This window comes from Kitasatospora sp. NPDC054768 (assembly GCF_053612025.1).
On record NZ_JBSHBN010000030.1, the window covers coordinates 14,271 to 35,340 of the forward strand.

Consider the following 21,070-nt stretch of genomic DNA (forward strand, 5'->3'; position numbering starts at 1 on the left):
GCGAGAGGACGGCAGATGCAGGGGACCGTGGGCGAGCTCGGCGAGTTCGGCCTCATCAGGGAGCTGACCGCCCGGGTACCGCTCACCGACGCGGTCGACCTCGGCCCGGGTGACGACGCCGCGGTGGTGCGGGCTCCGGACGGCCGGGTGGTGGCGACCACGGACGTCCTGATCGAGAACCGGCACTTCCGCCGGGACTGGTCCACCGCCTACGACGTGGGCCGCAAGGCCGCCGCCCAGAACCTCGCCGACGTGGCCGCGATGGGGGCGGTGCCGACCGCCATACTGCTCGGTCTGGTCACCCCCGCGGACCTGCCGACCACCTGGGCCACCGAGTTGATGGACGGGCTGCGCGACGAGTGCCAGGTGGCCGGGGCGACGGTGGTCGGCGGCGACGTGGTGCGCGGCGACACCGTCATGCTGGCCATCACGGCGCTCGGCGACCTCCAGGGGCGTGCGGCGGTGACCCGCGCCGGCGCGCAGGTCGGCGACGTGGTCGCGGTGACCGGCTGGCTCGGCTGGTCGGCCGCCGGCCTGACCGTGCTCCAGCGCGGCTTCCGCTCCCCGCGCGCCTTCGTCGAGGCGCACCGCCGGCCCGAACCGCCGTACCACGCGGGCCCGGCGGCGGCCGAGCTGGGCGCGACCTCGATGATCGACGTGAGCGACGGGCTGGTCGCCGACCTCGGCCACGTGGCCCGGGCCAGCGAGGTGGACATCGACCTGAAGGCCGCCGACTTCGACGTCCCGGCGCAGATGGCCGACATCGGCCAGGCGGTCGGCGTGGACCCGTTGGTCTGGGTGCTCTCCGGCGGCGAGGACCACGCGATCGTGGCCACCTTCCCGCGCGGGGTCCAACTCCCGGCCCGCTGGCGGGTGGTGGGCGAGGTGACCGGCCGCCCGACGGGCAGCCGCAGCGGCCGGGTCACGGTGGACGGCGCCCCCTGGGACCGGGTGGGCGGCTGGGACCACTTCGCCGAGTAGGGCCCGCCCCCGGATCGCGTCGGCCCCGGCGAGGACCCGGGAGGCGGGGCCCCGGCGGGCGGTCCGCGCCGATCCCCGTACGGCGGGCGGCGCGTGACGCTCCGGTGCGCTGGGAACGGGTGTCGAGGGTGCGTTGTGCGTAGGCTTGCGACACCCCAGCCCACCCGCCCGGCGCGGGTGGCCCGACCCACTGCGAGCGGGAGCACACCAGACATGCGCATCGGTGTACTGACCAGCGGCGGCGACTGCCCCGGCCTCAACGCGGTGATCCGCTCGGTGGTGCACCGGGGCACCGACGTCCACGGGCACGAGATCGTCGGCATCCTGGACGGCTTCCTCGGACTGATCGAGGGCCGCACCAGGACGGTCTCGCACGACGACGTCACCGGCCTGCTCACCCTCGGCGGCACCATCCTGGGCTCGGCCCGGGTGCGGCGGGACCGGATCGCCTGGGCGGTGGAGAACGCCAAGACGCTGGCCCGGGAGATCGGCATCGACGCGCTGATCGCGATCGGCGGGGAGGGCACGCTGACCGCCGCCAAGCTGTTCAGCGACGCCGGACTGCCCGTGGTCGGGGTGCCGAAGACCATCGACAACGACATCGACGCCACCGACGTGACCTTCGGCTTCGACACCGCCGTGCACGTCGCGACCGAGGCGATCGACCGGCTGAAGACCACCGCCGAGTCCCACCAGCGCGTCATGGTGGTCGAGTTGATGGGCCGGCACACCGGCTGGATCACCCTCACCGCGGGCATGGCGGGCGGTGCGCACGGCATCCTGATCCCGGAGAAGCCCTTCGACATCGAGGCGGTGGCCCGGATAATCGAGGACCGCTTCGCGCGCGGCAAGAAGTTCGCCATCATCGCCGTCGCCGAGGGCGCCTCCCCGCTGCCCGGCACCATGCGCTTCGACCACGGCGAGGTCGACCAGTACGGCCACCGGACCTTCGGCGGGATCGGCAACCGGCTCGCCCACGAGCTGGAGAACCTGCTCGGCAAGGAGGCCCGCCCGGTCATCCTCGGCCACGTCCAGCGCGGCGGCACCCCGACCGCCCGGGACCGGGTGCTCGCCACCCGGTTCGGCTGGCACGCGGTGGAGGCCGTCCAGCGGGGGGCGTTCGGACACTTCACCGCGCTGCGCCGGACCGGCATCGAACTGCTGCCGATCGGCGACGCGGTGACCAGGCTGAAGACGGTGCCGAAGGACCGCTGGGCGGAGTCCGAGGCGGTGCTCTGAGAGCGCGCCGGTAGGTTGGGGCCCATGGCCCTCCCGTCTCCCACCCCCGCCCCCGGCCGAAGCGCTTCGCACGGCCCCTCCGACGCCACCGCCCGCCTCGCGCCTCCCCGGGTGCTCACCGTCGCCGGCTCCGACTCCGGCGGCGGCGCCGGAATCCAGGCCGACCTCAAGGCGATGCTCGCCCTCGGCGTCCACGGCATGAGCGTGATCACCGCCGTCACCGCGCAGAACTCGCTCGGCGTCCAGGGCTACTGGGAGCTGCCCGCGGAAGCCGTCCGGGCGCAGTTCCGCAGCGTGGTGGACGACATCGGGGTGCAGGCCGTGAAGACCGGCATGCTCGCCTCGGTCGAACTCGTCGAGACCGTCGCCGAGCTGCTGGCCGGGGTGGACGCCCCGGTGGTGGTCGACCCGGTCGGGGTCTCCAAGCACGGGGACGCGCTGCTGGTCGCCGAGGCCGTCGCCACCGTCCGCGAGAAGCTGCTGCCGGTCGCCACCCTGGCCACCCCCAACCTGCACGAGGTGACCCAGCTCACCGGGCTGACCGTCGAGGACGAGTCGCAGATGCTGGACGCCGCCAGGGCGCTGGTCGACCTCGGGCCGCGCTGGGCGCTGGTCAAGGGCGGCCACCTGCCGGGCGAGGCCGCCGACCTGCTGTACGGCGGACCGGACGAGGTGCACTGGTTCCGGGCGCCCCGCTACGACAACCGGCACACCCACGGCACCGGCTGCACCCTGGCCAGCGCGATCGCGGCCGGACTGGCCAAGGGCGAGCCGCTGCCGCGGGCGGTGGCCTCGGCCAAGGAGTACATCACCGGCGCGATCGCCGGGGGCTTCGCCCTGGGCGCCGGCATCGGCCCGGTCGACCACGCCTGGCGCTGGCGCTGAGGACCCCGGAAGACGACAGTGGGCGGGCTCCTGGGAGGAGTCCGCCCACTGTCGGTGGGTCCGGAAAACGGCAGAGCCGGCCACGGAAACAGTGAAGCCGGTTCATCCGAGGATGAACCGGCTTCACTGGAGGACCGGCTTGCCGGTCTGCGCGTCAGCGCGAGACCTTACCGGCCTTGATGCACGAGGTGCAGACGTTGAGCCGCTTCGGCGTCCGCCCAATCACAGCGCGCACCGTCTGGATGTTGGGGTTCCAACGACGGGGGGTACGGCGGTGAGAGTGGGAGATGCTGTTGCCGAAGCCCGGCCCCTTGCCGCAGACGTCGCAGTTGGCAGCCACAGGAGTCACTCCAAGACTTCAGATCAGATACTTTCGAAAACCCCGCTCGACCACCAGAACACTCGCGTGGACCAGACTGGACGAGGGGGTGAGCCTGGACGGTTCCAGGCAACCGGAAGAGCATACAACGCTTGCTTCCGTCCCACGAAACTACCATGACCGGCCGAGTGATCGCTCCGGTCGTCGGCCCGGACGGCCCCGCCCGACCCCCGATAACCTGCCGGTATCACCCCTCGCCGCCGCCCCTCGGGCCACCGCGGCGTCCCATCCGGAGGAGACCTGGTGCTGCACACGCTCGACGCCCCGGCCGTGCGCACCTGGTGCCAGCTCGCCCTGCGGGCGCTCGGCCAGGCCCGCGAGGAGATCGACGCGCTCAACGTCTACCCCGTCCCGGACGGCGACACCGGCACCAACCTCTATCTGACCGTCGAGTCCGCCGCCGCCGAGGTGGAGAGCCGCTTCGCCGACCCCGCCGTCGGGACGGCCCCCGGGCTGGCGGACACGGTCCGGGCGATGGCCCGCGGCGCGCTGGTCGGCGCCCGCGGGAACTCCGGGGTGATCCTCGCCCAGTGGCTGCGCGGGACCGCCGAGACGCTCGCCGAGGGCGGCGGCGCCGACCAGCTGCGCGCCGCCCTGCAACGGGCCGCCGACTCCGCGTACCAGGCCGTCGCGGAGCCCGTCGAGGGGACGCTGCTGACCGTCGCCCGGGTCGCCGCCCGGGAGGCGGTCCGGGCCGGGGACGGGCTGGCGCAGGTCGCCGACACCGCCCACCGGGCCGCCCGGGACGCACTGCGGCACACCCCCGAGCAACTCGCCGTGCTGGCCGAGAACGGGGTCGTGGACGCCGGCGGGCGCGGCCTGGTGGCCGTCCTCGGCGCGCTCGCCGACGCCGTCGCCGGGCAGCAGCCGATGGGGCCGGTCGCGCTGCGCGGGGACGTCCGGGCCGTCGAGAGCTGCGAGACGCACCTGCGGCCGCCCGGCCCCGGCCACCCCGCCTTCGAGGTCATCTACCTGCTGGACGCCCCCGACGAGGCGCTGCCCGCGCTGCGCGAGCGGCTCGGCGAGCTCGGCGACTCGCTGGTGGTCGGCGGCGGCGACGGCCTGTGGAACGTGCACGTCCACGTGGACGACGCGGGCGCCGCCGTGGAGGCCGGCGTCGGGGCCGGGCGCCCGCACCAGATCCGGATCACCCACTTCGCCGAGGCCGCCGCCCGCTCCGGCACCGTCGCCGAGCCCGGCGAGCGCGAGAAGCGGGCCCGGGCGGTGCTCTCGGTGGTCTCCGGCGAGGGCCTGGCCGAGCTCTGCGAACAGGCCGGCGCCGTCGTCCTGCACGCCGACCCGGACCGCCCGCCGGCCAGCGCCGAACTCGCCGCCGCGGTGCGCCGCTCGGCCGCCCGCGAGGTCGTCCTGCTGCTGAACGACCCGGAGCTGCGGGCCGCCGCCGGCGCCGCCGCCGACCAGCTGCGCGAGGAGGGGGTGCGGATCGCCGTCCTGCCCACCCGCTCGCCGGTGCAGGGACTGGCGGCGCTCGCGGTGCACGAGGGCGGCCGCCGCTTCGACGAGGACGTGGTCGCCATGACCTCCGCCGCCGGGGCCACCCGGTACGCGGAACTGGCCGTCGCCGAGGGGGAGTCCTGGACGATGGCCGGGGTCTGCCAGGCCGGGGACGTGCTCGGGCTGATCGACGGCGACGTCGCGGTGATCGGCGCCGGGCTGGCCGAGGTCGGCGAGAGCGTGCTGGACCGGATGCTCGGGGCGGGCGGCGAACTCGTCACCCTGATCCTCGGCGAGGGCACCGAGGAGGCGCTCGCCGAGCGGCTGGTCGCCCACGTGCGGCACCGCCGGCCCGAGGTGGACGCGGTGGTCTTCCACGGCGGGCAGGAACCGGCGCCGCTGCTCATCGGGGTGGAGTAGCCGCCGTTCTGTCCGCCCCTTGGTGTAAACAGGGGCCTGATGGGCGCTCTCGATGAACCACTGACCAAGCTCGTCGGCGACCGCACCGCGAAGGTGCTCGCCGACAGTCTCAAGCTGCGCACGGTCGGGGACCTGCTGCACCACTACCCGCGCCGCTACGTCGAACGCGGCCAGCTCACCAGCCTGGACGAGCTGGAGGTCGACGAGCACGTCACGGTGCTGGCCCGGATCGAGAAGGTCACCCTGATCCCGTTCCGCGGCCGCAAGGGCGACCGGCTGGAGGTCGTGGTCACCGACGGCCGCAGCCGGCTCTCGCTGGTCTTCTTCAACCAGGGCTGGCGGCAGAAGGAGCTCAAGGCCGGTGCCCAGGGCCTGTTCGCCGGAAAGGTCGGGGTCTTCAACCGGACCCGCCAGCTGGTCTCGCCGGACTACCAGCTGCTCGACGAGGACACGGGGTCGGACGCCGCGCGGCAGTTCGCCGGCCGGCTCATCCCGGTGTACGGCGCCAGCGCGCAGATGCCCAGCTGGAAGCTGTCGATCTGCATCGAGACCGCGCTCACCAAGCACCTCGGCGACGTCGGCGAGCCGCTGCCCGCCGAACTGCGCGAGCGGCACGACCTGATCCCGCTGCCCGAGGCGCTGGAACTGATCCACCGCCCGCGCGGCCACGCCGACCGCGAGCGCGCCCAGAGCCGGCTGCGCTGGGACGAGGCCTTCGTGCTCCAGGTCGCCCTCGCGCAGCGCCGGGCCGCCGACTCCGCCCTGCCCGCCAAGCCGCGCCGGGCGCGCGAGGGCGGCCTGCTGGACGCCTTCGACGCCCGGTTGCCGTTCACCCTCACCGAGGGCCAGCGGTCCGTCTGCGCCGAGATCGCCGCCGACCTCGCCACCGACCACCCGATGCACCGGCTGCTCCAGGGCGAGGTCGGGTCCGGGAAGACCCTGGTCGCGCTGCGCGCCATGCTCGCCGTGGTGGACGCGGGCGGCCAGGCGGTGCTGCTGGCGCCCACCGAGGTGCTCGCCCAGCAGCACCACCGCTCGATCGTCGAGATGATGGGGGACCTCGCCGAGGGCGGCATGCTCGGCGGCTCCGACCTCGGCACCCGGGTGGTGCTGCTGACCGGCTCGATGGGCGTCCCCGCCCGCCGGCAGGCGCTGCTCGACATGGCCTGCGGGGACGCCGGGATCGCCATCGGCACCCACGCGCTGATCGAGGACAAGGTGCAGTTCCAGGACCTCGGCCTGGTCGTGGTGGACGAGCAGCACCGCTTCGGCGTCGAGCAGCGGGACGCGCTGCGTGCCAAGGGCGATCAGCCGCCGCACCTGCTGGTGATGACGGCCACCCCGATCCCGCGCACCGTCGCGATGACGGTCTTCGGGGACCTGGAGACCTCCGTCCTGGACCAGCTGCCGGCCGGCCGCTCGCCGATCTCCACCCATGTCGTCCCGGCGCTGGAGAAGCCCAACTTCCTCACCCGGGCCTGGGAGCGGGTCCGCGAGGAGGTCGCCAAGGGCCACCAGGCGTACGTGGTCTGCCCCCGGATCGGGGACGAGGAGCCGGCGGCGGGCCCGGGGAAGAAGCGCCGCAAGGCCGCCGTGGAGGACTTCGAGGAGGTCGGCGACGAGGGCGCGGCGAGCGACGAACGGCGGCCCCCGCTCTCGGTGGTGGAGACGGCCGAGAAGCTGGCGAAGGGCCCGTTGAGCGGCCTGCGGGTGGAGATCCTGCACGGCCGGCTCGCGCCCGAGGCCAAGGACGAGGTGATGCGCCGGTTCACGGCCGGCGAGGTGGACGTGCTGGTCGCCACCACGGTGATCGAGGTCGGCGTCAACGTCCCCAACTCCACCGCGATGGTCATCATGGACGCCGACCGCTTCGGCGTCTCCCAGCTCCACCAGCTGCGCGGCCGGGTCGGCCGCGGCAGCGCGGCGGGCCTGTGCCTGCTGGTCAGCGACATGCCCGGGGGCAGCGCCGCGCGGGCCCGGCTGGACGCGGTGGCGGGCACCCTGGACGGCTTCGAGCTGTCCAGGATCGACCTCGAACAGCGCCGCGAGGGCGACGTGCTGGGCCAGGCCCAGTCCGGGGTGAAGTCCTCGCTCAAGGTGCTCTCGGTGCTGGAGGACGAGGAGGTCATCCTCACCGCCCGCACCGAGGCCACCCGGCTGGTCGCCGAGGACCCGGACCTGGCCGCCCACCCGGAGCTGCGCACCGCGCTGGAGAGCCTGCTCGACGAGGACCGCGCGGCCTACATGGAGAAGGGCTGAGCGGCCCTTCGAGGGTCGGATTGTCAGACCCCCGGGAGAGAATGGAGTTGTTCAGGACGCACCTCCAAGGTGCGTACCTGGCACGACACTTGGGGGTCATGCCATGGCATTCCGTCATCTCAACGAGCTCCCGCTGGGCGACAAGGTCTTCCGGATCGAACTCGCCAGCGACGACGACCGCGAGGTCACCCTCACCCTGACCGGCTGGCGCGAGGGGGCGGCCGCCGCACCGCTCGCCTCGGGCAAGCTCCGCCTGCCGGTCGAGGACGTCGCCTCGCTGCGGATCGCACTCAACCGCGCGCTGCGGGCGCTGGCGATCGTCGCCGACGTCTCCGAGCCCATCCCCGACCGCGACGTGCTGCGCGAGCTGTACCCCGGCCACGGCGCCCCCTGGGTGCCGCAGCACGAGGAGGAACTGGTCCGGCGCTTCCACGACGGCGAGACCATCGCCCGGATCGCCGCCCGGTTCGGCCGCACGCCCGACTCCGTCCGGACCAAGCTGCGCGAGCTCGGGCACGACCCGCGCCGCCCCGAGTTCTGCCCGCCCGACGGCTGCCTGTCCTGGTCCCGCTACGCCTCGCCGGCCCTGCTCGGCGCGGCCCTGCCGCCCCAGGCGGCGGGCTCCGAGGCGAGCTGACCCGTACTCCCCGCAGGCCCCGCCGGTAAGCCCGGCGGGGCCTGCGCCGTATAGCGTGGTCGGGCAGCGACGAAAGGACCTCCCACCACCATGACCCGCGTGATCGCCGGGGCGGCCGGCGGCCGCCGACTGGCCGTACCGCCCGGCCGGGGCACCCGCCCGACCTCCGACAAGGCCCGCGAGGCGATGTTCTCCACCCTGGAGGCGCTGCGCGGCACCCTGCAGGGGATCCGGATGCTGGACCTGTTCGGCGGATCGGGCGCGGTCGGACTGGAGGCGCTGTCGCGCGGCGCCGAGCACGTCCTGCTGGTCGAGGCGGACGGCCAGGCGGCCCGGGTGATCCGGGAGAACGTCCGGACGATCGGCCTGCCCGGGGCCGAGGTGCGGGCCGCCAGGGCGGAGAAGGTGATCGCCGGACCGCCCCCGCAGAGCCCGTACGACCTGGTCTTCCTCGACCCGCCGTACGTGGTGACGGACGAGGAGGTCCGCGAGATGCTGATCACACTCCTGGCCGGGGGCTGGCTCGCGGACGACGCACTCGTCACCGTGGAGCGCAGCACCCGCGGCGGTGGGTTCGACTGGCCCGGGGGTTTCGAGGAACTGCGCTCCCGCCGCTACGGCGAGGGCACGCTCTGGTACGGTCGCGCCGCCGCCGCGGCCGGTGAGCAGAAGTAGCGGGCCGCGGCCCGCAGCAGCCGTCACCCCACGAGGGAGCACACACGCCATGCGCCGAGCCGTCTGTCCTGGGTCGTTCGACCCGATCACCAACGGCCACCTCGACATCATCGGGCGGGCCTCGAAGCTGTACGACGTGGTGCATGTCGCGGTCCTGATCAACCGGAACAAGCAGGGCATGTTCACCGTCGAGGAGCGGATCGGCCTGATCGAGGAGGTCACCTCCGGCTTCGGGAACCTGGTGGTCGAGTCGCACCACGGCCTGCTGGTGGACTTCTGCCGGGAGCGCAACATCCCCGCGATCATCAAGGGCCTGCGCGCGGTCAGCGACTTCGACTACGAGCTCCAGATGGCCCAGATGAACCACGGCCTGACCGGGGTGGAGACGCTGTTCGTGCCGACCTCGCCGACGTACAGCTTCCTCTCCTCGACGCTGGTCAAGGAGGTCGCCTCGTACGGCGGCGACGTCTCGCACCTGCTGCCGGAGACGGTGCACCGCCAACTGGTGGAGCGGATCGCGGAGCGCAAGGCCGAGCAGTAGGCGCCGCCTGTCCGCTTCTGCCGGTTCGTCATGGATTGTCCCGTGGGCGGCAGACCGGTTCGGCGCAGGCGTTGTGACCCCGCCCGGCAGGGGCCGTACAGTCTGTACTCCTGCCCCGCGGTGAGGTTCACCGCGTCGGGCCTGCCTCCGCCGGACCGTCGGCGGCACACGGAAAGACGAAGCCCCGTGGACGTGCAGAACAAGGTCGACGAGATCGTGGCGGCGGTCGAGAACGCCCGCTCGATGCCGATGTCGGCCTCCTGCGTGGTGAACCGGGCCGAGCTGATCGGCCTGCTCAACAACCTCAGGTCGGCCCTGCCCGCCGAACTCGCCCAGGCCCAGTCGGTGATGGCCGACCACGAGCAGGTGGTGGCGGGTGCCCAGGCCGAGGCCGAGCGGATCATCCAGGGCGCGCACGCCGAGCGCGGCTCGCTGATCTCGGACACCGAGGTGGTCCGCCAGGCCCAGGCCCAGGCCGAGCGGATCCTCGCCGAGGCGCGCGCCGAGGTCGACGCCAAGCGGGCCGAGGCCGACGACTACGTGGACAGCAAGCTCGCCAACTTCGAGGTCGTGCTGACCAAGACGCTCGGCGCGGTCGGCCGCGGCCGCACCAAGCTGCGCGGCGACTCCAGCGTCTTCGAGACCGAGTCCGAGGGCGAGGGCGACGGCGAGGAGTTCCGCCCGCAGCGGATCAGCCCGAGCCCCGAGGTGGACGAGTACGTCGATGTGAAGCTCGCCACCCTGGAGAACGTGCTCGGCGCCACCCTGGAGGCGGTCGGCAAGGGCCGGGACAAGCTGCTCGGCAAGCGGCCCATCGACGAGCTGGGCGCCTACCTGGCCGCCGCCGACCAGGCCCAGGAGGCCAAGGAGCGGGCCGAGGCGGTGGCGGCGGGCTTCGCCCACGACCCCGACGGCGGGGACATCGCCTGGTACCGCGAGGACGTCCCGCAGCAGCAGACCTGGCCGGAGCAGACCCCGGCCGCGGCCGGCTGGCAGGCCCCCGGCACCGACCAGTACGCGGCCGCCCAGCAGCCCGGCGGGCAGTACGCCGAGGTGTACGGCGGCGGCTACGACCCGGCCGGCCAGGGCGACCCGTACAACGCCCAGTGGGGCGGGCAGCAGGACGGCTACCAGCAGCAGGGCTACCCGGACCAGCAGCAGGGTGGCTACGGATATCCCCAGCAGCAGCAGGGCTACGCCGCGCAGTCGTACGACGGCTACGCCTACCCCCAGCCGCCGGCCACCCCGCCGGCCGTGCCGCACCAGCAGCAGGGCCAGGGCCAGGGTCAGGGCCAGCAGCAGGGCCAGGGCCAGGCGCAGGGGCAGGGTCTGGACGAGACCAGCTTCTTCGACACCAGCATGATCGACATGACCAGGCTGCGGGAGCTCGGAGGCCGCTGAACCGGCCCCGGCACGGCCGCGGCGGAGTCTCCCGACGGGACCGAAGTTGGGCCTGACGGGAGACTCCGGTAGTCTGACCACTCCGGCCTCCCCATGTCCGGCCGTTGGCTTGCCCTCGCAAAGCCGACCTGTATGGGGACTCCCTCGTTGATTCCTATGGAAGTCAGGACACCTTGAACCGCCTCGACCACCGCGACCCCCTCGTGTTCGACACGCACGAGCTCGGTCGGCGTCCGGGCTCGATGCGCAAGGTGAGCCGGACCCTGGAGGCCCCGGAGGGCTTCGGGATCATCGACGTGATCGGCGTGCCGGAGAAGAGCCCGATCGAGCTGGAGATCCGCCTGGAGTCCGTGGTCGAGGGCGTGCTGGTCACCGGCACCGCCGAGACCCGGGTCGAGGGCGAGTGCGTCCGGTGCCTGGAGCCCGTCGAGTTCGACATCGACGTGGACTTCCAGGAGCTGTACTACTACCCGGAGTCCGACGAGCGCCACCGCGCCCGGACCGCCGGGGCCGAGGACCTCGACGAGGACTCGGAAGAAGAGACTTACCGTCTGGAGGGCGACTTCTTCGACCTCCGGCCGGTGCTGCGTGACGCGGTGGTGCTCGCACTGCCGCTGCAGCCGGTGTGCCAGGAAGACTGCCTGGGCCTGTGCTCCGAGTGCGGAGCGCGCCTGAGCGACGACCCGGCGCACCACCACGATGCCGTCGACCCCCGGTGGGCGGCTCTGCAGGGACTCTCCGCCGCCCCCGGCGACGAGGGTGACGGATCTAAGAACAGCGACACCCGTGAGGGTCTCGCCGAGAACCAGGAGAAGTAGCCGTGGCTGTTCCGAAGCGGAAGATGTCGCGCAGCAACACGCGCCACCGTCGGTCCAACTGGAAGGCCGTTGTCCCGGCCCTCGTGGCGTGCGACCGCTGCCACGAGCCGAAGCTGGGCCACATCGCGTGCCCGAGCTGCGGCACGTACAACCGTCGCCAGGTCCTCTCGGTCTGATCGGCGGGGTGTACGGATCGATGTCGGACGGTAACTCCACCCGCAAGGCGTCCACCACCCCGAAGGGTTCCTCTTCGGGCGGCGGCAAGGCCGGCGGGCCGGCTTCGACCGAATACGACGTCCTGGAAGGGCGCCTCGGGTACACGCTCGAGCGCGCCCTTCTGGTACGTGCCCTGACCCACCGCTCGTACGCGTACGAGAACGGCGGGCTGCCCACCAACGAGCGCCTGGAGTTCCTCGGCGACTCGGTGCTGGGCCTCGTGGTGACCGACACCCTCTACCGCGTCCACCCGGACGTCCCGGAGGGCACGCTCGCCAAACTGCGCGCCGCGGTGGTCAACTCCCGCGCGCTCGCGGACGTCGGCCGCGGCCTGGAGCTCGGCACGTTCATCCGCCTCGGCAAGGGCGAGGAGGGCACCGGCGGCCGCGACAAGTCGTCGATCCTCGCCGACACCGTCGAGGCCGTGATCGGCGCCGTCTACCTGGACCAGGGCCTGGACGCGGCCACCGAGTTCGTCCACCGACTGTTCGACCCGCTGATCGAGGAGTCCTCCCAGCTGGGCGCCGGCCTGGACTGGAAGACCAGTCTCCAGGAGCTCACCGCCTCGGTGGGCATCGGAGTGCCCGAGTACGTGGTCATGGAATCCGGTCCGGACCACGAGAAGACCTTCACCGCGGCGGCCCGGGTGGCCGGCGAGGACTTCGGCAGCGGCGTCGGCCGCTCGAAGAAGGAAGCCGAGCAGAAGGCCGCCGAGAGCGCCTGGCGCGCGATCAAGGACAAGTACGCCGACCGGCTGCCCGCCGGGGCGTGACCTCCGAGTAGCCTTCACTCCTGCCGAACCGTACCGAGCAGGAGGCGTCTTCCCGTGCCCGAACTTCCCGAGGTCGAGGTCGTCCGCCGTGGTCTGGCCAACTGGGTCGCCGGGCGGACCGTCGCCGACGTCGAGGTGCTGCACCCGCGCGCGGTGCGCCGCCAGCCGGCCGGCGCGGCCGACTTCACCGCCCGGCTGACCGGCACCACCCTCGGCACCGCGCAGCGGCGCGGCAAGTACCTGTGGGTGCCGCTGGCCGGCACCGGGGCGGGATTCTCGCTGATCGGCCACCTCGGGATGAGCGGCCAACTCCTCGTCCAGGACCCGTCCGTACCCGACGAGACGCACCTGCGGGTGCGGCTGCGCTTCGCCGACGGCGGGCGCGAACTGCGCTTCGTCGACCAGCGGACCTTCGGCGGCCTGGCGGTCGAGGAGGCCGAGGACGGGGACCCCGAGGGCACCCCGGTCTCGATCGCGCACATCGCCCGCGACCCGCTCGACCCGCGCTTCGACGACGCCGCCTTCGCGGCCGCGCTGCGCGCCAAGCGGACCACCGTCAAGCGCGCCCTGCTCGACCAGACCCTGATCAGCGGCGTCGGCAACATCTACGCCGACGAGGCGCTGTGGCGCTCCAGGCTGCACTACGACCGCCCGACCGCGACGCTCACCCGCCCGCAGGCCCTGCTGCTGCTGGCCGACGCCCGGGACGTGATGACCGCGGCGCTCGCCGTCGGCGGCACCAGCTTCGACAGCCTCTACGTCAACGTGAACGGCGAGAGCGGCTACTTCTCCCGGGACCTCGACGCCTACGGCCGCGAGCAGGAGCCCTGCCGCCGCTGCGGCACCCCGATCCGGCGGGCGGCCTGGATGAACCGCTCCAGCTACTTCTGCCCCCGCTGCCAGCGCGTGCCGCGCACCCGCAGCGGGGGCTGAGGCCCCGCGCTACTTGCGGGTGAGCTCGGGCTCCTCGGCGGCCGGCTCCCCGGGCGTGCCGTGGGTGTCCTGGCCGAAGTAGGCCACCCCGACCGCGGCGACCACCGCGAGCAGGAAGCCGATCACGCCGAGCCAGCCCAGGCCGGCCTTGGAGGAGTCGCCGAGCCAGAGCACGCCGACCGCGCCGGGCAGCACCGTCTCGCCGACCACCAGCGCGGCGGTCGCGCCGTTGACCGAGCCGATCTGGAGCGCCACGGTGTGGATGTACATCCCGCCGATGCCGCCGACCAGGACCGCGTACAGCGCCGGGTCGGAGAGCAGCGAACCGATGTCGAACGGCTCGATGCCGTTGAGGATGCGCACCCCGACGCCCAGGGCGCCGAAGCCGAGGCCGGAGAGCAGGCCGGCGACGATCGCGCCGTTGGCGCCCATCCGCCGCACCAGCAGGCTGCCGCCGACCAGCAGCACGGTGGTGATGATCAGCAGCCACCAGTGGAAGGACATCGCCACGTGGTGGCCGCCCTCCGGTCCGGCCGAGACGGCCAGCAGCACCAGCGCGGAGCAGAGAACGGCGATCGAGGCCCACTCCAGCTGCTTGAGCCGGATGCCCAGCAGCTTGATGCTGAGCACCGCGGTGATCACCAGGTTGGCGCTGATGATGGTCTGGGAGAGGAACAGCGGCAGCAGCCGGGCGGCCAGCGCGCCGAGCCCGAAACCGATCAGGTCGAGCACCGTGCCGAGGATGAACTCCCAGGTGACGGCGGCCTTCGCGGTCGAGGACAGGCTCGGGCCGCCGTGCTCGGTGGTCGAGGTGGTGGCGCCCTTGGCGGCCTCCTCCCGGGCGGAGCGGCGGGATCCGACGGCCTGGAGGACCGAGCCGGTGCCGTAGCAGGCGGATGCCGCCACGGCGGTGACGAGGCCGATGATCACCGAGTGCTCCGATCGGGAGTCGAGTCAAGGATTGGCTGAGTAAAGAAAGGGCAATGGGGCCGGTGGTTCGGGACCACTATGCCCGTTCGCACGGTACGGTCGGCACGCCCCCCGGAGTACCCCGGAACCGGGCCGGGCCTGCCGGAACGTACGTCCGGGGGCCGCAGCCGGTTCCCGCGCGGGCCCTGTCTCGGGGACGGCCTGGGGAAACATCATCCCCGAGGAGGGGAGCGGCCCCGGCGGACGGCGGGGAGCCTTGTCAGTACCAGTATGCGAAGGGTATGGCGTGCTCCGGGGCCGGTCACGGTAGCGTCGGGGGCATGAGAACCCTTGCACGACGTTCCCGGGGCGCCGGGCCGCTTGCCCTGGTGGCGGCGCTGCTCGGGCTGCTGCTCCTGCTGGCGCCCGCGGCCTCGGCGGCCGGCGGACTGAGCGACGCCGCGGCCTCCCTGAAGAAGGGCCGGGTCTACGTCGACCCGGCCATGACGAGCCGCTTCGGCCAGGACCGGGCCGACGCCCTGACCAAGAAGATCGACAAGGCCGACAAGCCGATCTTCATCGCGGTGATCCCCGACTCTCCGGCCTACGCGAAGAGCAACCTCCAGGACCTCCGCACCCTGGTGGGCATCGACGGCGTCTACGCGGTCTGGCACGGCGACAAGTTCGACGCCGGCGGCGACCGCGGCGCGATGGGCGCGGGCCAGCCGCAGCGCATCGCCGGGGCGGCCTTCCGGTCGAACGGCGGCGACATCGACGCCACCCTGAACTCCTTCGTCGACCAGGCCGCCCCGCAGACCAAGGGCACCGGGGTCAACCACAGCACCTCGATCGCCTGGGTGGTCATCCCGCTCGTGCTGGTCGCGCTCGCCGGCACCGGCGTCTTCCTGCTGTTCCGCCGCGCCAAGAAGCGCAAGGAGGAGCAGGCCCGGGCCGAGCTGGAGCAGCTGCGCCGGGTCGTGGACGAGGACATCACCGCCTTCGGCGTCGAACTGGAGCGGCTCGACTTCAGCCCGGCCGCGGCCGACGCCGACGACGTCCAGCGCACCGACTACAGCCACGCCCTGGACTCGTACGAGAAGTCCAAGCGGCTGATGGACGAGGCGAAGAAGCCCGAGGACGTCAAGCAGGTCACCGAGGCGATCGAGGACGGCCGCTTCTCGCTGGCCACCCTGGCCGCCCGGCGGGACAGGCGGCCGCTGCCCGAGCGCCGTCCCCCGTGCTTCATGGACCCGCGGCACGGCCCGTCCGTCAAGGACGTGGACTGGGCCCCGGCCGGCGGCTCCCCCCGCTCCGTGCCGGTCTGCCAGGCCGACGCGGACCGCGTGGCGGCCGGCCTCGACCCGGCGATCCGCACCGTCGACACCGACCAGGGCCCGCAGCCGTACTGGAACGCCGGCCCGGCGTACGCCCCGTACGCGGGCGGCTACTACAGCGGCTTCGGCGGCGGCCTGCTGCCCGGCCTGCTGGTCGGCACCATGCTCGGCTCGATGATGAGCTCCCCGGCCTACGCGGCGGCGCCGATGACGGGCGGCGGCTACCAGGACCAGTACGAGGGCGGCGACTACACCGGCGCCGACTTCAACCCGGCCGACTTCGGCGGCGGCGATTTCGGCGGCGGTGGCGACTTCGGCGGCGGCGGCGACTTCGGCGGCGGGGACTGGTAACCCGCAGCACCGACCGTCCACGTCAGCGGCCCCGCCGGAGCACCGGCGGGGCCGCTGACGTCCTCGTCCCGGCCGGCGTGCGCGGGGCGGGTCGGCCGGGCGGTGGCCGGGCGCGCGGGCCGCCGGGGCGTGTCCTAAGGTCAGGGGCATGCACGGTCGCGACGCCCACAGTGAGGAACCGGTCCGGGTGACCGCCTGGGTCCGGGGGAAGGTCCAGCAGGTCGGGTTCCGCTGGTGGACCAGGGCACGGGCGCTGGAGATCGGCCTGACCGGCTACGCCGGCAACCTCGGCGACGGCCGGGTGCAGGTGGTGGCCGAGGGACTCGCGGCCGACTGCGAGCAACTGCTGGCCCGGCTGCGCGGCCCGGGGACCCCGGGGAACGTCAGCGGGGTCACCGAGATCTGGACGGCCGTCGGCCCCGGTTACGAGGGTTTCGAGATCCGCTGAGCCGCCCCGGGCCGGAGCTCCGGCGAACCGGGGTGCGGCGTTCCGGGAAAAGATCCGGAACCGGCGGTGTCACGAGGTTGCCATCCGGGCAGACTCGTGGTTGACTCCGCATCGAACGATGATCCACGAGCACATGGTGGACCCGTCCCGAGACCCCCCAGGCGTGACGACACCGCCGGGCAGGTGACAGGGGCGCGGTAGCGTGCGGTGATCGTGTTGACCCTTTCCGTCTTTGGTGAGACGCTGGAAGCCCGCGCACACGACCGCGTTCTCCCGGCAGGCGCATGCCCCCGTGAGCCCAGCTCACGGTGGTTGTGCCGTAGTGCCCAGCCAGCACTTCCGGTGACGCGCCGCGCGTGCGTCCCCCTTCCCCCTAGACCTGGACCGTTCCGGTTCGGTCACTCAGCGTGGAGGACCATTCATCATGGCAAAGGCGCTTCTCGGGTACGTCGGCGGCCCCGACCCGCGAATGCTCTCCGAGATGCGACGGCTTCAGCAGCGCGTCCAGGACCTTGAAGCCGAGCTCCTTCGGATGCAGGCTGAGAACGACGCTCTGACCGCTGTCGCTGACGAGCACTCGCTGCTCAACAGCATCGATCTGGATCAGCGGGAGCCGGCTCTCACCTGAGTCCCGCCCGGTCCTCGCAGATCGACGCCGCTGTGCACTGAGCCGCCCCGAAAGGGACGCAGCTTGCAAGGGACGCCCGGATGTGGCGTCCCTTCGTCGTGTCCGGCGCCGGATAAAGTCGGTTCCTGTCCTGAGTGATCGAGGAGACCGGCCGCGTGCACCTGAAGAGCCTGACGCTGCGCGGGTTCAAGTCCTTCGCCTCCAGTACCACCCTGCGCTTCGAGCCCGGCATCACCTGCGTCGTCGGCCCGAACGGCTCCGGCAAGTCGAACGTGGTGGACGCGCTGTCCTGGGTGATGGGCGAGCAGGGGGTCAAGTCGCTGCGCGGCGGCAAGATGGAGGACGTCATCTTCGCCGGGACCAGCGGGCGCGCCCCGCTCGGCCGCGCCGAGGTCAGCCTCACCATCGACAACGGCGACGGCGCCCTGCCGATCGACTACGCCGAAGTGACCATCACCCGGACCATGTTCCGCAACGGCGGCAGCGAGTACGCGCTCAACGGCGAGACCTGCCGCCTGCTGGACATCCAGGAACTGCTCTCCGACTCCGGTATCGGCCGCGAGATGCACGTCATCGTCGGGCAGGGGCAACTGGACTCCGTGCTGCACGCCGACCCGATGGGGCGGCGCGCCTTCATCGAGGAGGCGGCCGGCGTCCTCAAGCACCGCAAGCGCAAGGAGAAGGCGCTGCGGAAGCTGGACGCGATGCAGGCCAACCTCAACCGGGTCCAGGACCTGGTCGCCGAACTGCGCCGCCAGCTCGGGCCGCTCGGCCGGCAGGCCCGGATCGCCCGCCGGGCCGCCGGCATCCAGGCCGACCTGCGCGACGCCCGGCTGCGGCTGCTCGCCGACGACCTGTGCACGCTCCGCCGGGCCGTCGAGGCCGAGATCGCGGACGAACTGGCGCTGCGCCTGCGCCGCACCACCGTCGAGCAGGAACTGGCCCGCGCGGTGCAGCGCGAGAGCGTCCTGGAGGCGCAGGTCCAGCGGCTCGGACCCGGCCTGGAGACCGCCCGGCAGACCTGGTACCGGCTCTCCGCGCTCGCCGAGCGCACCCGCGGCACCATCGGGCTGGCCGAGGCCCGCGCCCGGCACGCCGTCGCCGGGGACCGGGGCGAGGAGCGGCGCGGGCGCGACCCCGAGGACCTGGAACAGGAGGCCGGGCGGGTCCGCGAGGAGGAGGCCGCGCTGACCGGGGCGCTGGAGGAGGCCCGGTACGCGCTGGCCGAGGCGGTCGAGCGCAAGGACGGGCTGGAGCGGGAGCTGGCCGACGAGGAGCGCCGGCTGCGCGACGCCGCCCGGGCCATCGCCGACCGCCGGGAAGGCCTGGCCCGGCTGCAGGGGCAGGCCGCCGCCGCCCGCTCCAGGGCCGCCGCGGCGCAGGCCGAGATCGGCCGGCTCGCCGAGGCCAGGGACGAGGCGCTGCTGCGCGCCGAGTCCGCCCGGGCCGAGCTGGACGAACTCCGGCAGCAGGTGGACGGCGCGACCGGGGACGACGAGCAGGCCGAGGCCGGGTACCGGCGGGCGCGCGAGCGGCTGGCCGCCGTGGAGGAGGGGCTGGCCGCGGCCCGGGAGACGGCCGGCGCCGCCGAGCGCGAGCGGGCCGCCCTGACCGCGCGGCACGAGGCGCTCTCCCTCGGGCTGCGCCGCAAGGACGGCACCGGCGCGCTGCTGGAGGCGGGGGAGCGGCTGGGCGGGGTGCTCGGCCCGGCGGCCGCGCTGCTGCGGATCGAGGCGGGGTACGAGGTGCCGCTGGCCGCGGCGCTCGGCCCGGTGGCCGACGCGGTGGCCGTCGACTCGCCGTCCGCCGCCGCCGGGGCGCTGCGGCTGCTGCGGGCCGAGGACGCCGGCCGGGCCGCGCTGCTGATCGCCGGCGCCGCCGAGGTGGCGCAGGCGGCGGGGGAGTTGCCGGACGGAGCCCGCTGGGCGGCCGAACTGGTGGACGGGCCCGAGGAGTTGCTCGGTGCGGTCCGGCGGCTGCTGGCCGGGGTGGCGGTGGTCGAGGACCTGGATCAGGCGCTGCGGCTGACCGCCGCGCAGCCCGGAGTCTGCGCCGTCACCGCGGACGGGGACCGGCTCGGCGCCGGCTTCGCCCAGGGCGGGTCCGGCGGTGCGCCGAGCCTGCTGGAGACCCAGGCGGCGGTGGACGAGGCGGCCCGGGCGATCGGGGAACTCACCGAGCGCTGCGCCGAGTCGGCCGAGCGGCTGGCCGAACTCGCCGAACGGCGGCGGGAGTCGGCCGCCGAGGTGGAGCAACTGGCCGAGCGGAGGCGGCAGGCAGAGAAGGAACGGGCCCAGGTCGCCGGGGCACTCGGCCGGCTCGGCGGGCAGGCCCGCGCCGCCGCCGGGGAGGCCGAGCGGCTGTCGGCCGCCGCCGCGCGGGCCGAGCAGGGGCTGACCGAACTGCTCGACGGCGCCGAGGAACTGGCACAGCGCCTGGCCGCCGCCGAGGATTCGGCCCGGGCGGGCCAGGACGAGCCGGACACCGCCGAACAGCAGCGCCTGGCCGAGGCCGCGAGCGCCGCCCGGCAGGCCGAGCTGGAGGCCCGGCTCGCGGTGCGCACCCACGAGGAACGGGTCCGCGCCCTGGCCGGCCGGGCCGACCAGCTGGACCGCGCCGCCCACGCCGAACGCGAGGCGCGCGCCCGGGCCGCCGAGCGCCGCCGGCGCGCCGAGCACGACGCCTCGGTGGCGAACGCCGTCGCGGCGGGCGCCCGGCAGCTGCTGGCCTGCCTGGAGGTGTCGCTGGCCCGGGCGGACGCCGGGCGGGTGGCCGTCGAACAGGCGCGGGCCGAGCGCGAGCACGAGCTGCGCGAGCACCGCGAGCACGGCCGCGGGCTCAAGGAGGAGCTGGACAAGCTGGTCGACGCCGGGCACCGGGACGAGGTGCTGCGGGCCGAGAAGCGGCTGCGGATCGAGCAGCTGGAGGCCCGCGCGCTGGAGGAGTTCGGCATCGACGGCGGCGAACTGCTCGCCTCGTACGGGCCCGACCAGCCCGTCCCGCCCTCGCCCGCGGCGCCGTCCGCCGATGTCGCCGCCAGTGTCGCCGCCGAGGAGGGGAAGGAGCCGGGGGAGCCGTACCCGTACGTCCGGGCCGAGCAGGAGAAGCGGCTGCGGGCGGCCGAGAAGGCCTACCTTCAGCTCGGCAAGGTCAACCCGCTGGCGCTGGAGGAGTTCACCGCGCTGGAGGAGCGGCACCGGTTCCTCGGCGAGCAACTGGACGACCTCAAGCGCAGCCGGCGCGACCTGCTGGACATCGTCCGGGACGTGGACCAGCGGGTCGAGCAGCTGTTCACCTCGGCCTACCACGACACCGCCGCCCAGTTCGAGGGCGTCTTCGCCCGGCTCTTCCCCGGCGGGGAGGGCCGGCTGGTGCTGAGCGACCCGGACAACATGCTCACCACCGGGGTCGAGGTGGAGGCCCGCCCGCCGGGAAAGAAGGTCAAGCGGCTGTCGCTGCTGTCCGGCGGCGAGCGCTCGCTGACCGCGGTGGCGCTGCTGGTGGCGATCTTCAAGGCCCGGCCCAGCCCGTTCTACGTGATGGACGAGGTGGAGGCGGCGCTGGACGAGACCAACCTGCGCCGGCTGATCGGGATCATGGAGGAGCTGCGGGAGAGCTCCCAGCTGATCGTGATCACCCACCAGAAGCTCACCATGGAGTCGGCCGACGCCCTCTACGGCGTGACCATGAAGGGCGACGGCATCTCGCAGGTGATCAGCCAGCGGCTGCGCGAAGAGCACCGGGAGCGCCGGCCGCGAGCCGGACGAACCGCGTCGGTGTAGGGCGGCT

The 21,070-nt window shown here is 73.6% G+C and carries 19 protein-coding genes; 17 read left to right on the top strand and 2 right to left on the bottom strand.

Annotated elements, in window-relative coordinates; translation table 11 throughout:
* Positions 1–15: 15 nt before the first annotated feature.
* The 3 genes from ACWGKU_RS12155 (at position 16) to thiD (ending at position 3,105) form a co-directional block, all read left to right on the top strand.
* On the top strand, positions 16–981 hold the full coding sequence (locus ACWGKU_RS12155) for a thiamine-phosphate kinase (RefSeq protein ID WP_380543450.1): 966 nt from the start codon (positions 16–18) through the stop codon (positions 979–981).
* 213 nt (positions 982–1,194) lie between these two features.
* Positions 1,195–2,220 carry an ATP-dependent 6-phosphofructokinase gene (locus ACWGKU_RS12160; RefSeq protein WP_401056421.1) on the top strand — a complete coding sequence of 342 codons (1,026 nt, stop codon included), beginning with the start codon at positions 1,195–1,197 and terminating at the stop codon, positions 2,218–2,220.
* A 24-nt stretch (positions 2,221–2,244) separates the two neighbouring features.
* Positions 2,245–3,105 (top strand): bifunctional hydroxymethylpyrimidine kinase/phosphomethylpyrimidine kinase, encoded by an 861-nt coding sequence (gene thiD, locus ACWGKU_RS12165; RefSeq protein WP_380543448.1) that lies wholly within the window; start codon positions 2,245–2,247, stop codon positions 3,103–3,105.
* 154 nt (positions 3,106–3,259) lie between these two features.
* Here the strand turns inward: thiD and rpmB are convergent, their stop codons facing one another.
* Positions 3,260–3,445 (bottom strand): 50S ribosomal protein L28, encoded by a 186-nt coding sequence (gene rpmB / locus ACWGKU_RS12170; protein WP_014138233.1) that lies wholly within the window; start codon positions 3,443–3,445, stop codon positions 3,260–3,262.
* A gap of 282 nt (positions 3,446–3,727) precedes the next feature.
* Between rpmB and ACWGKU_RS12175 the strand changes: the two genes are divergently transcribed.
* The 10 genes from ACWGKU_RS12175 to mutM all read left to right on the top strand — a co-directional run bounded on the left by ACWGKU_RS12175 (position 3,728) and on the right by mutM (position 13,611).
* A complete protein-coding gene (locus ACWGKU_RS12175) occupies positions 3,728–5,359 on the top strand; it encodes a DAK2 domain-containing protein (RefSeq protein WP_452179756.1) in 1,632 nt (543 codons plus the stop codon).
* 39 nt (positions 5,360–5,398) lie between these two features.
* The gene (recG, locus tag ACWGKU_RS12180; RefSeq protein WP_452179757.1) at positions 5,399–7,618 is read left to right on the top strand and encodes an ATP-dependent DNA helicase RecG; all 2,220 of its coding nucleotides are present in this window, start codon (positions 5,399–5,401) and stop codon (positions 7,616–7,618) included.
* A gap of 103 nt (positions 7,619–7,721) precedes the next feature.
* The gene (locus ACWGKU_RS12185) at positions 7,722–8,255 is read left to right on the top strand and encodes a hypothetical protein (protein WP_359900557.1); all 534 of its coding nucleotides are present in this window, start codon (positions 7,722–7,724) and stop codon (positions 8,253–8,255) included.
* A gap of 90 nt (positions 8,256–8,345) precedes the next feature.
* Positions 8,346–8,930 carry a 16S rRNA (guanine(966)-N(2))-methyltransferase RsmD gene (rsmD, locus tag ACWGKU_RS12190; protein ID WP_387693655.1) on the top strand — a complete coding sequence of 195 codons (585 nt, stop codon included), beginning with the start codon at positions 8,346–8,348 and terminating at the stop codon, positions 8,928–8,930.
* A 49-nt stretch (positions 8,931–8,979) separates the two neighbouring features.
* Complete coding sequence (gene coaD, locus ACWGKU_RS12195) at positions 8,980–9,471, top strand: pantetheine-phosphate adenylyltransferase (RefSeq protein WP_452179758.1); 492 nt, start codon at positions 8,980–8,982, stop codon at positions 9,469–9,471.
* Positions 9,472–9,657: 186 nt separating this feature from the next.
* On the top strand, positions 9,658–10,872 hold the full coding sequence (locus ACWGKU_RS12200) for an ATP synthase F0 subunit B (protein WP_452179759.1): 1,215 nt from the start codon (positions 9,658–9,660) through the stop codon (positions 10,870–10,872).
* 173 nt (positions 10,873–11,045) lie between these two features.
* The gene (locus tag ACWGKU_RS12205; RefSeq protein WP_401053820.1) at positions 11,046–11,690 is read left to right on the top strand and encodes a YceD family protein; all 645 of its coding nucleotides are present in this window, start codon (positions 11,046–11,048) and stop codon (positions 11,688–11,690) included.
* A 2-nt stretch (positions 11,691–11,692) separates the two neighbouring features.
* Entirely contained in the window at positions 11,693–11,866 is a 174-nt protein-coding gene (rpmF, locus tag ACWGKU_RS12210) for a 50S ribosomal protein L32 (RefSeq protein WP_030056747.1), read from the top strand.
* Between the two features lie 20 nt (positions 11,867–11,886).
* A complete protein-coding gene (gene rnc, locus ACWGKU_RS12215; protein WP_452179760.1) occupies positions 11,887–12,678 on the top strand; it encodes a ribonuclease III in 792 nt (263 codons plus the stop codon).
* Positions 12,679–12,732: 54 nt separating this feature from the next.
* The gene (gene mutM / locus ACWGKU_RS12220; RefSeq protein ID WP_401053822.1) at positions 12,733–13,611 is read left to right on the top strand and encodes a bifunctional DNA-formamidopyrimidine glycosylase/DNA-(apurinic or apyrimidinic site) lyase; all 879 of its coding nucleotides are present in this window, start codon (positions 12,733–12,735) and stop codon (positions 13,609–13,611) included.
* Positions 13,612–13,620: 9 nt separating this feature from the next.
* Here mutM and ACWGKU_RS12225 read toward each other — a convergent pair whose 3' ends face one another.
* Positions 13,621–14,541, bottom strand: coding sequence for a hypothetical protein (locus ACWGKU_RS12225; protein WP_452179761.1), 921 nt, complete (start codon positions 14,539–14,541; stop codon positions 13,621–13,623).
* A gap of 320 nt (positions 14,542–14,861) precedes the next feature.
* Here ACWGKU_RS12225 and ACWGKU_RS12230 point away from each other — a divergent pair, with 320 nt between their 5' ends.
* From ACWGKU_RS12230 to smc, 4 genes are all read left to right on the top strand, one after another.
* A complete protein-coding gene (locus tag ACWGKU_RS12230) occupies positions 14,862–16,205 on the top strand; it encodes a hypothetical protein (RefSeq protein WP_452179762.1) in 1,344 nt (447 codons plus the stop codon).
* A gap of 148 nt (positions 16,206–16,353) precedes the next feature.
* Positions 16,354–16,653 carry an acylphosphatase gene (locus tag ACWGKU_RS12235; protein ID WP_359900575.1) on the top strand — a complete coding sequence of 100 codons (300 nt, stop codon included), beginning with the start codon at positions 16,354–16,356 and terminating at the stop codon, positions 16,651–16,653.
* Positions 16,654–17,077: 424 nt separating this feature from the next.
* Positions 17,078–17,281 (top strand): hypothetical protein, encoded by a 204-nt coding sequence (locus ACWGKU_RS12240; protein ID WP_045702518.1) that lies wholly within the window; start codon positions 17,078–17,080, stop codon positions 17,279–17,281.
* Between the two features lie 155 nt (positions 17,282–17,436).
* Positions 17,437–21,063, top strand: coding sequence for a chromosome segregation protein SMC (smc, locus tag ACWGKU_RS12245; RefSeq protein WP_452179763.1), 3,627 nt, complete (start codon positions 17,437–17,439; stop codon positions 21,061–21,063).
* Positions 21,064–21,070: the final 7 nt, after the last annotated feature.

Coding starts and splice junctions, on each gene's coding strand:
- ACWGKU_RS12160 (WP_401056421.1), top strand. CDS start 1,195: ATGCGCATCGGTGTACTGACCAGCGGCGGCGACTGCCCCGGCCTCAAC.
- coaD (WP_452179758.1), top strand. CDS start 8,980: ATGCGCCGAGCCGTCTGTCCTGGGTCGTTCGACCCGATCACCAACGGC.
- rsmD (WP_387693655.1), top strand. CDS start 8,346: ATGACCCGCGTGATCGCCGGGGCGGCCGGCGGCCGCCGACTGGCCGTA.
- ACWGKU_RS12240 (WP_045702518.1), top strand. CDS start 17,078: ATGGCAAAGGCGCTTCTCGGGTACGTCGGCGGCCCCGACCCGCGAATG.
- ACWGKU_RS12155 (WP_380543450.1), top strand. CDS start 16: ATGCAGGGGACCGTGGGCGAGCTCGGCGAGTTCGGCCTCATCAGGGAG.
- ACWGKU_RS12235 (WP_359900575.1), top strand. CDS start 16,354: ATGCACGGTCGCGACGCCCACAGTGAGGAACCGGTCCGGGTGACCGCC.
- ACWGKU_RS12185 (WP_359900557.1), top strand. CDS start 7,722: ATGGCATTCCGTCATCTCAACGAGCTCCCGCTGGGCGACAAGGTCTTC.
- recG (WP_452179757.1), top strand. CDS start 5,399: ATGGGCGCTCTCGATGAACCACTGACCAAGCTCGTCGGCGACCGCACC.
- ACWGKU_RS12230 (WP_452179762.1), top strand. CDS start 14,862: ATGAGAACCCTTGCACGACGTTCCCGGGGCGCCGGGCCGCTTGCCCTG.
- rnc (WP_452179760.1), top strand. CDS start 11,887: ATGTCGGACGGTAACTCCACCCGCAAGGCGTCCACCACCCCGAAGGGT.
- thiD (WP_380543448.1), top strand. CDS start 2,245: ATGGCCCTCCCGTCTCCCACCCCCGCCCCCGGCCGAAGCGCTTCGCAC.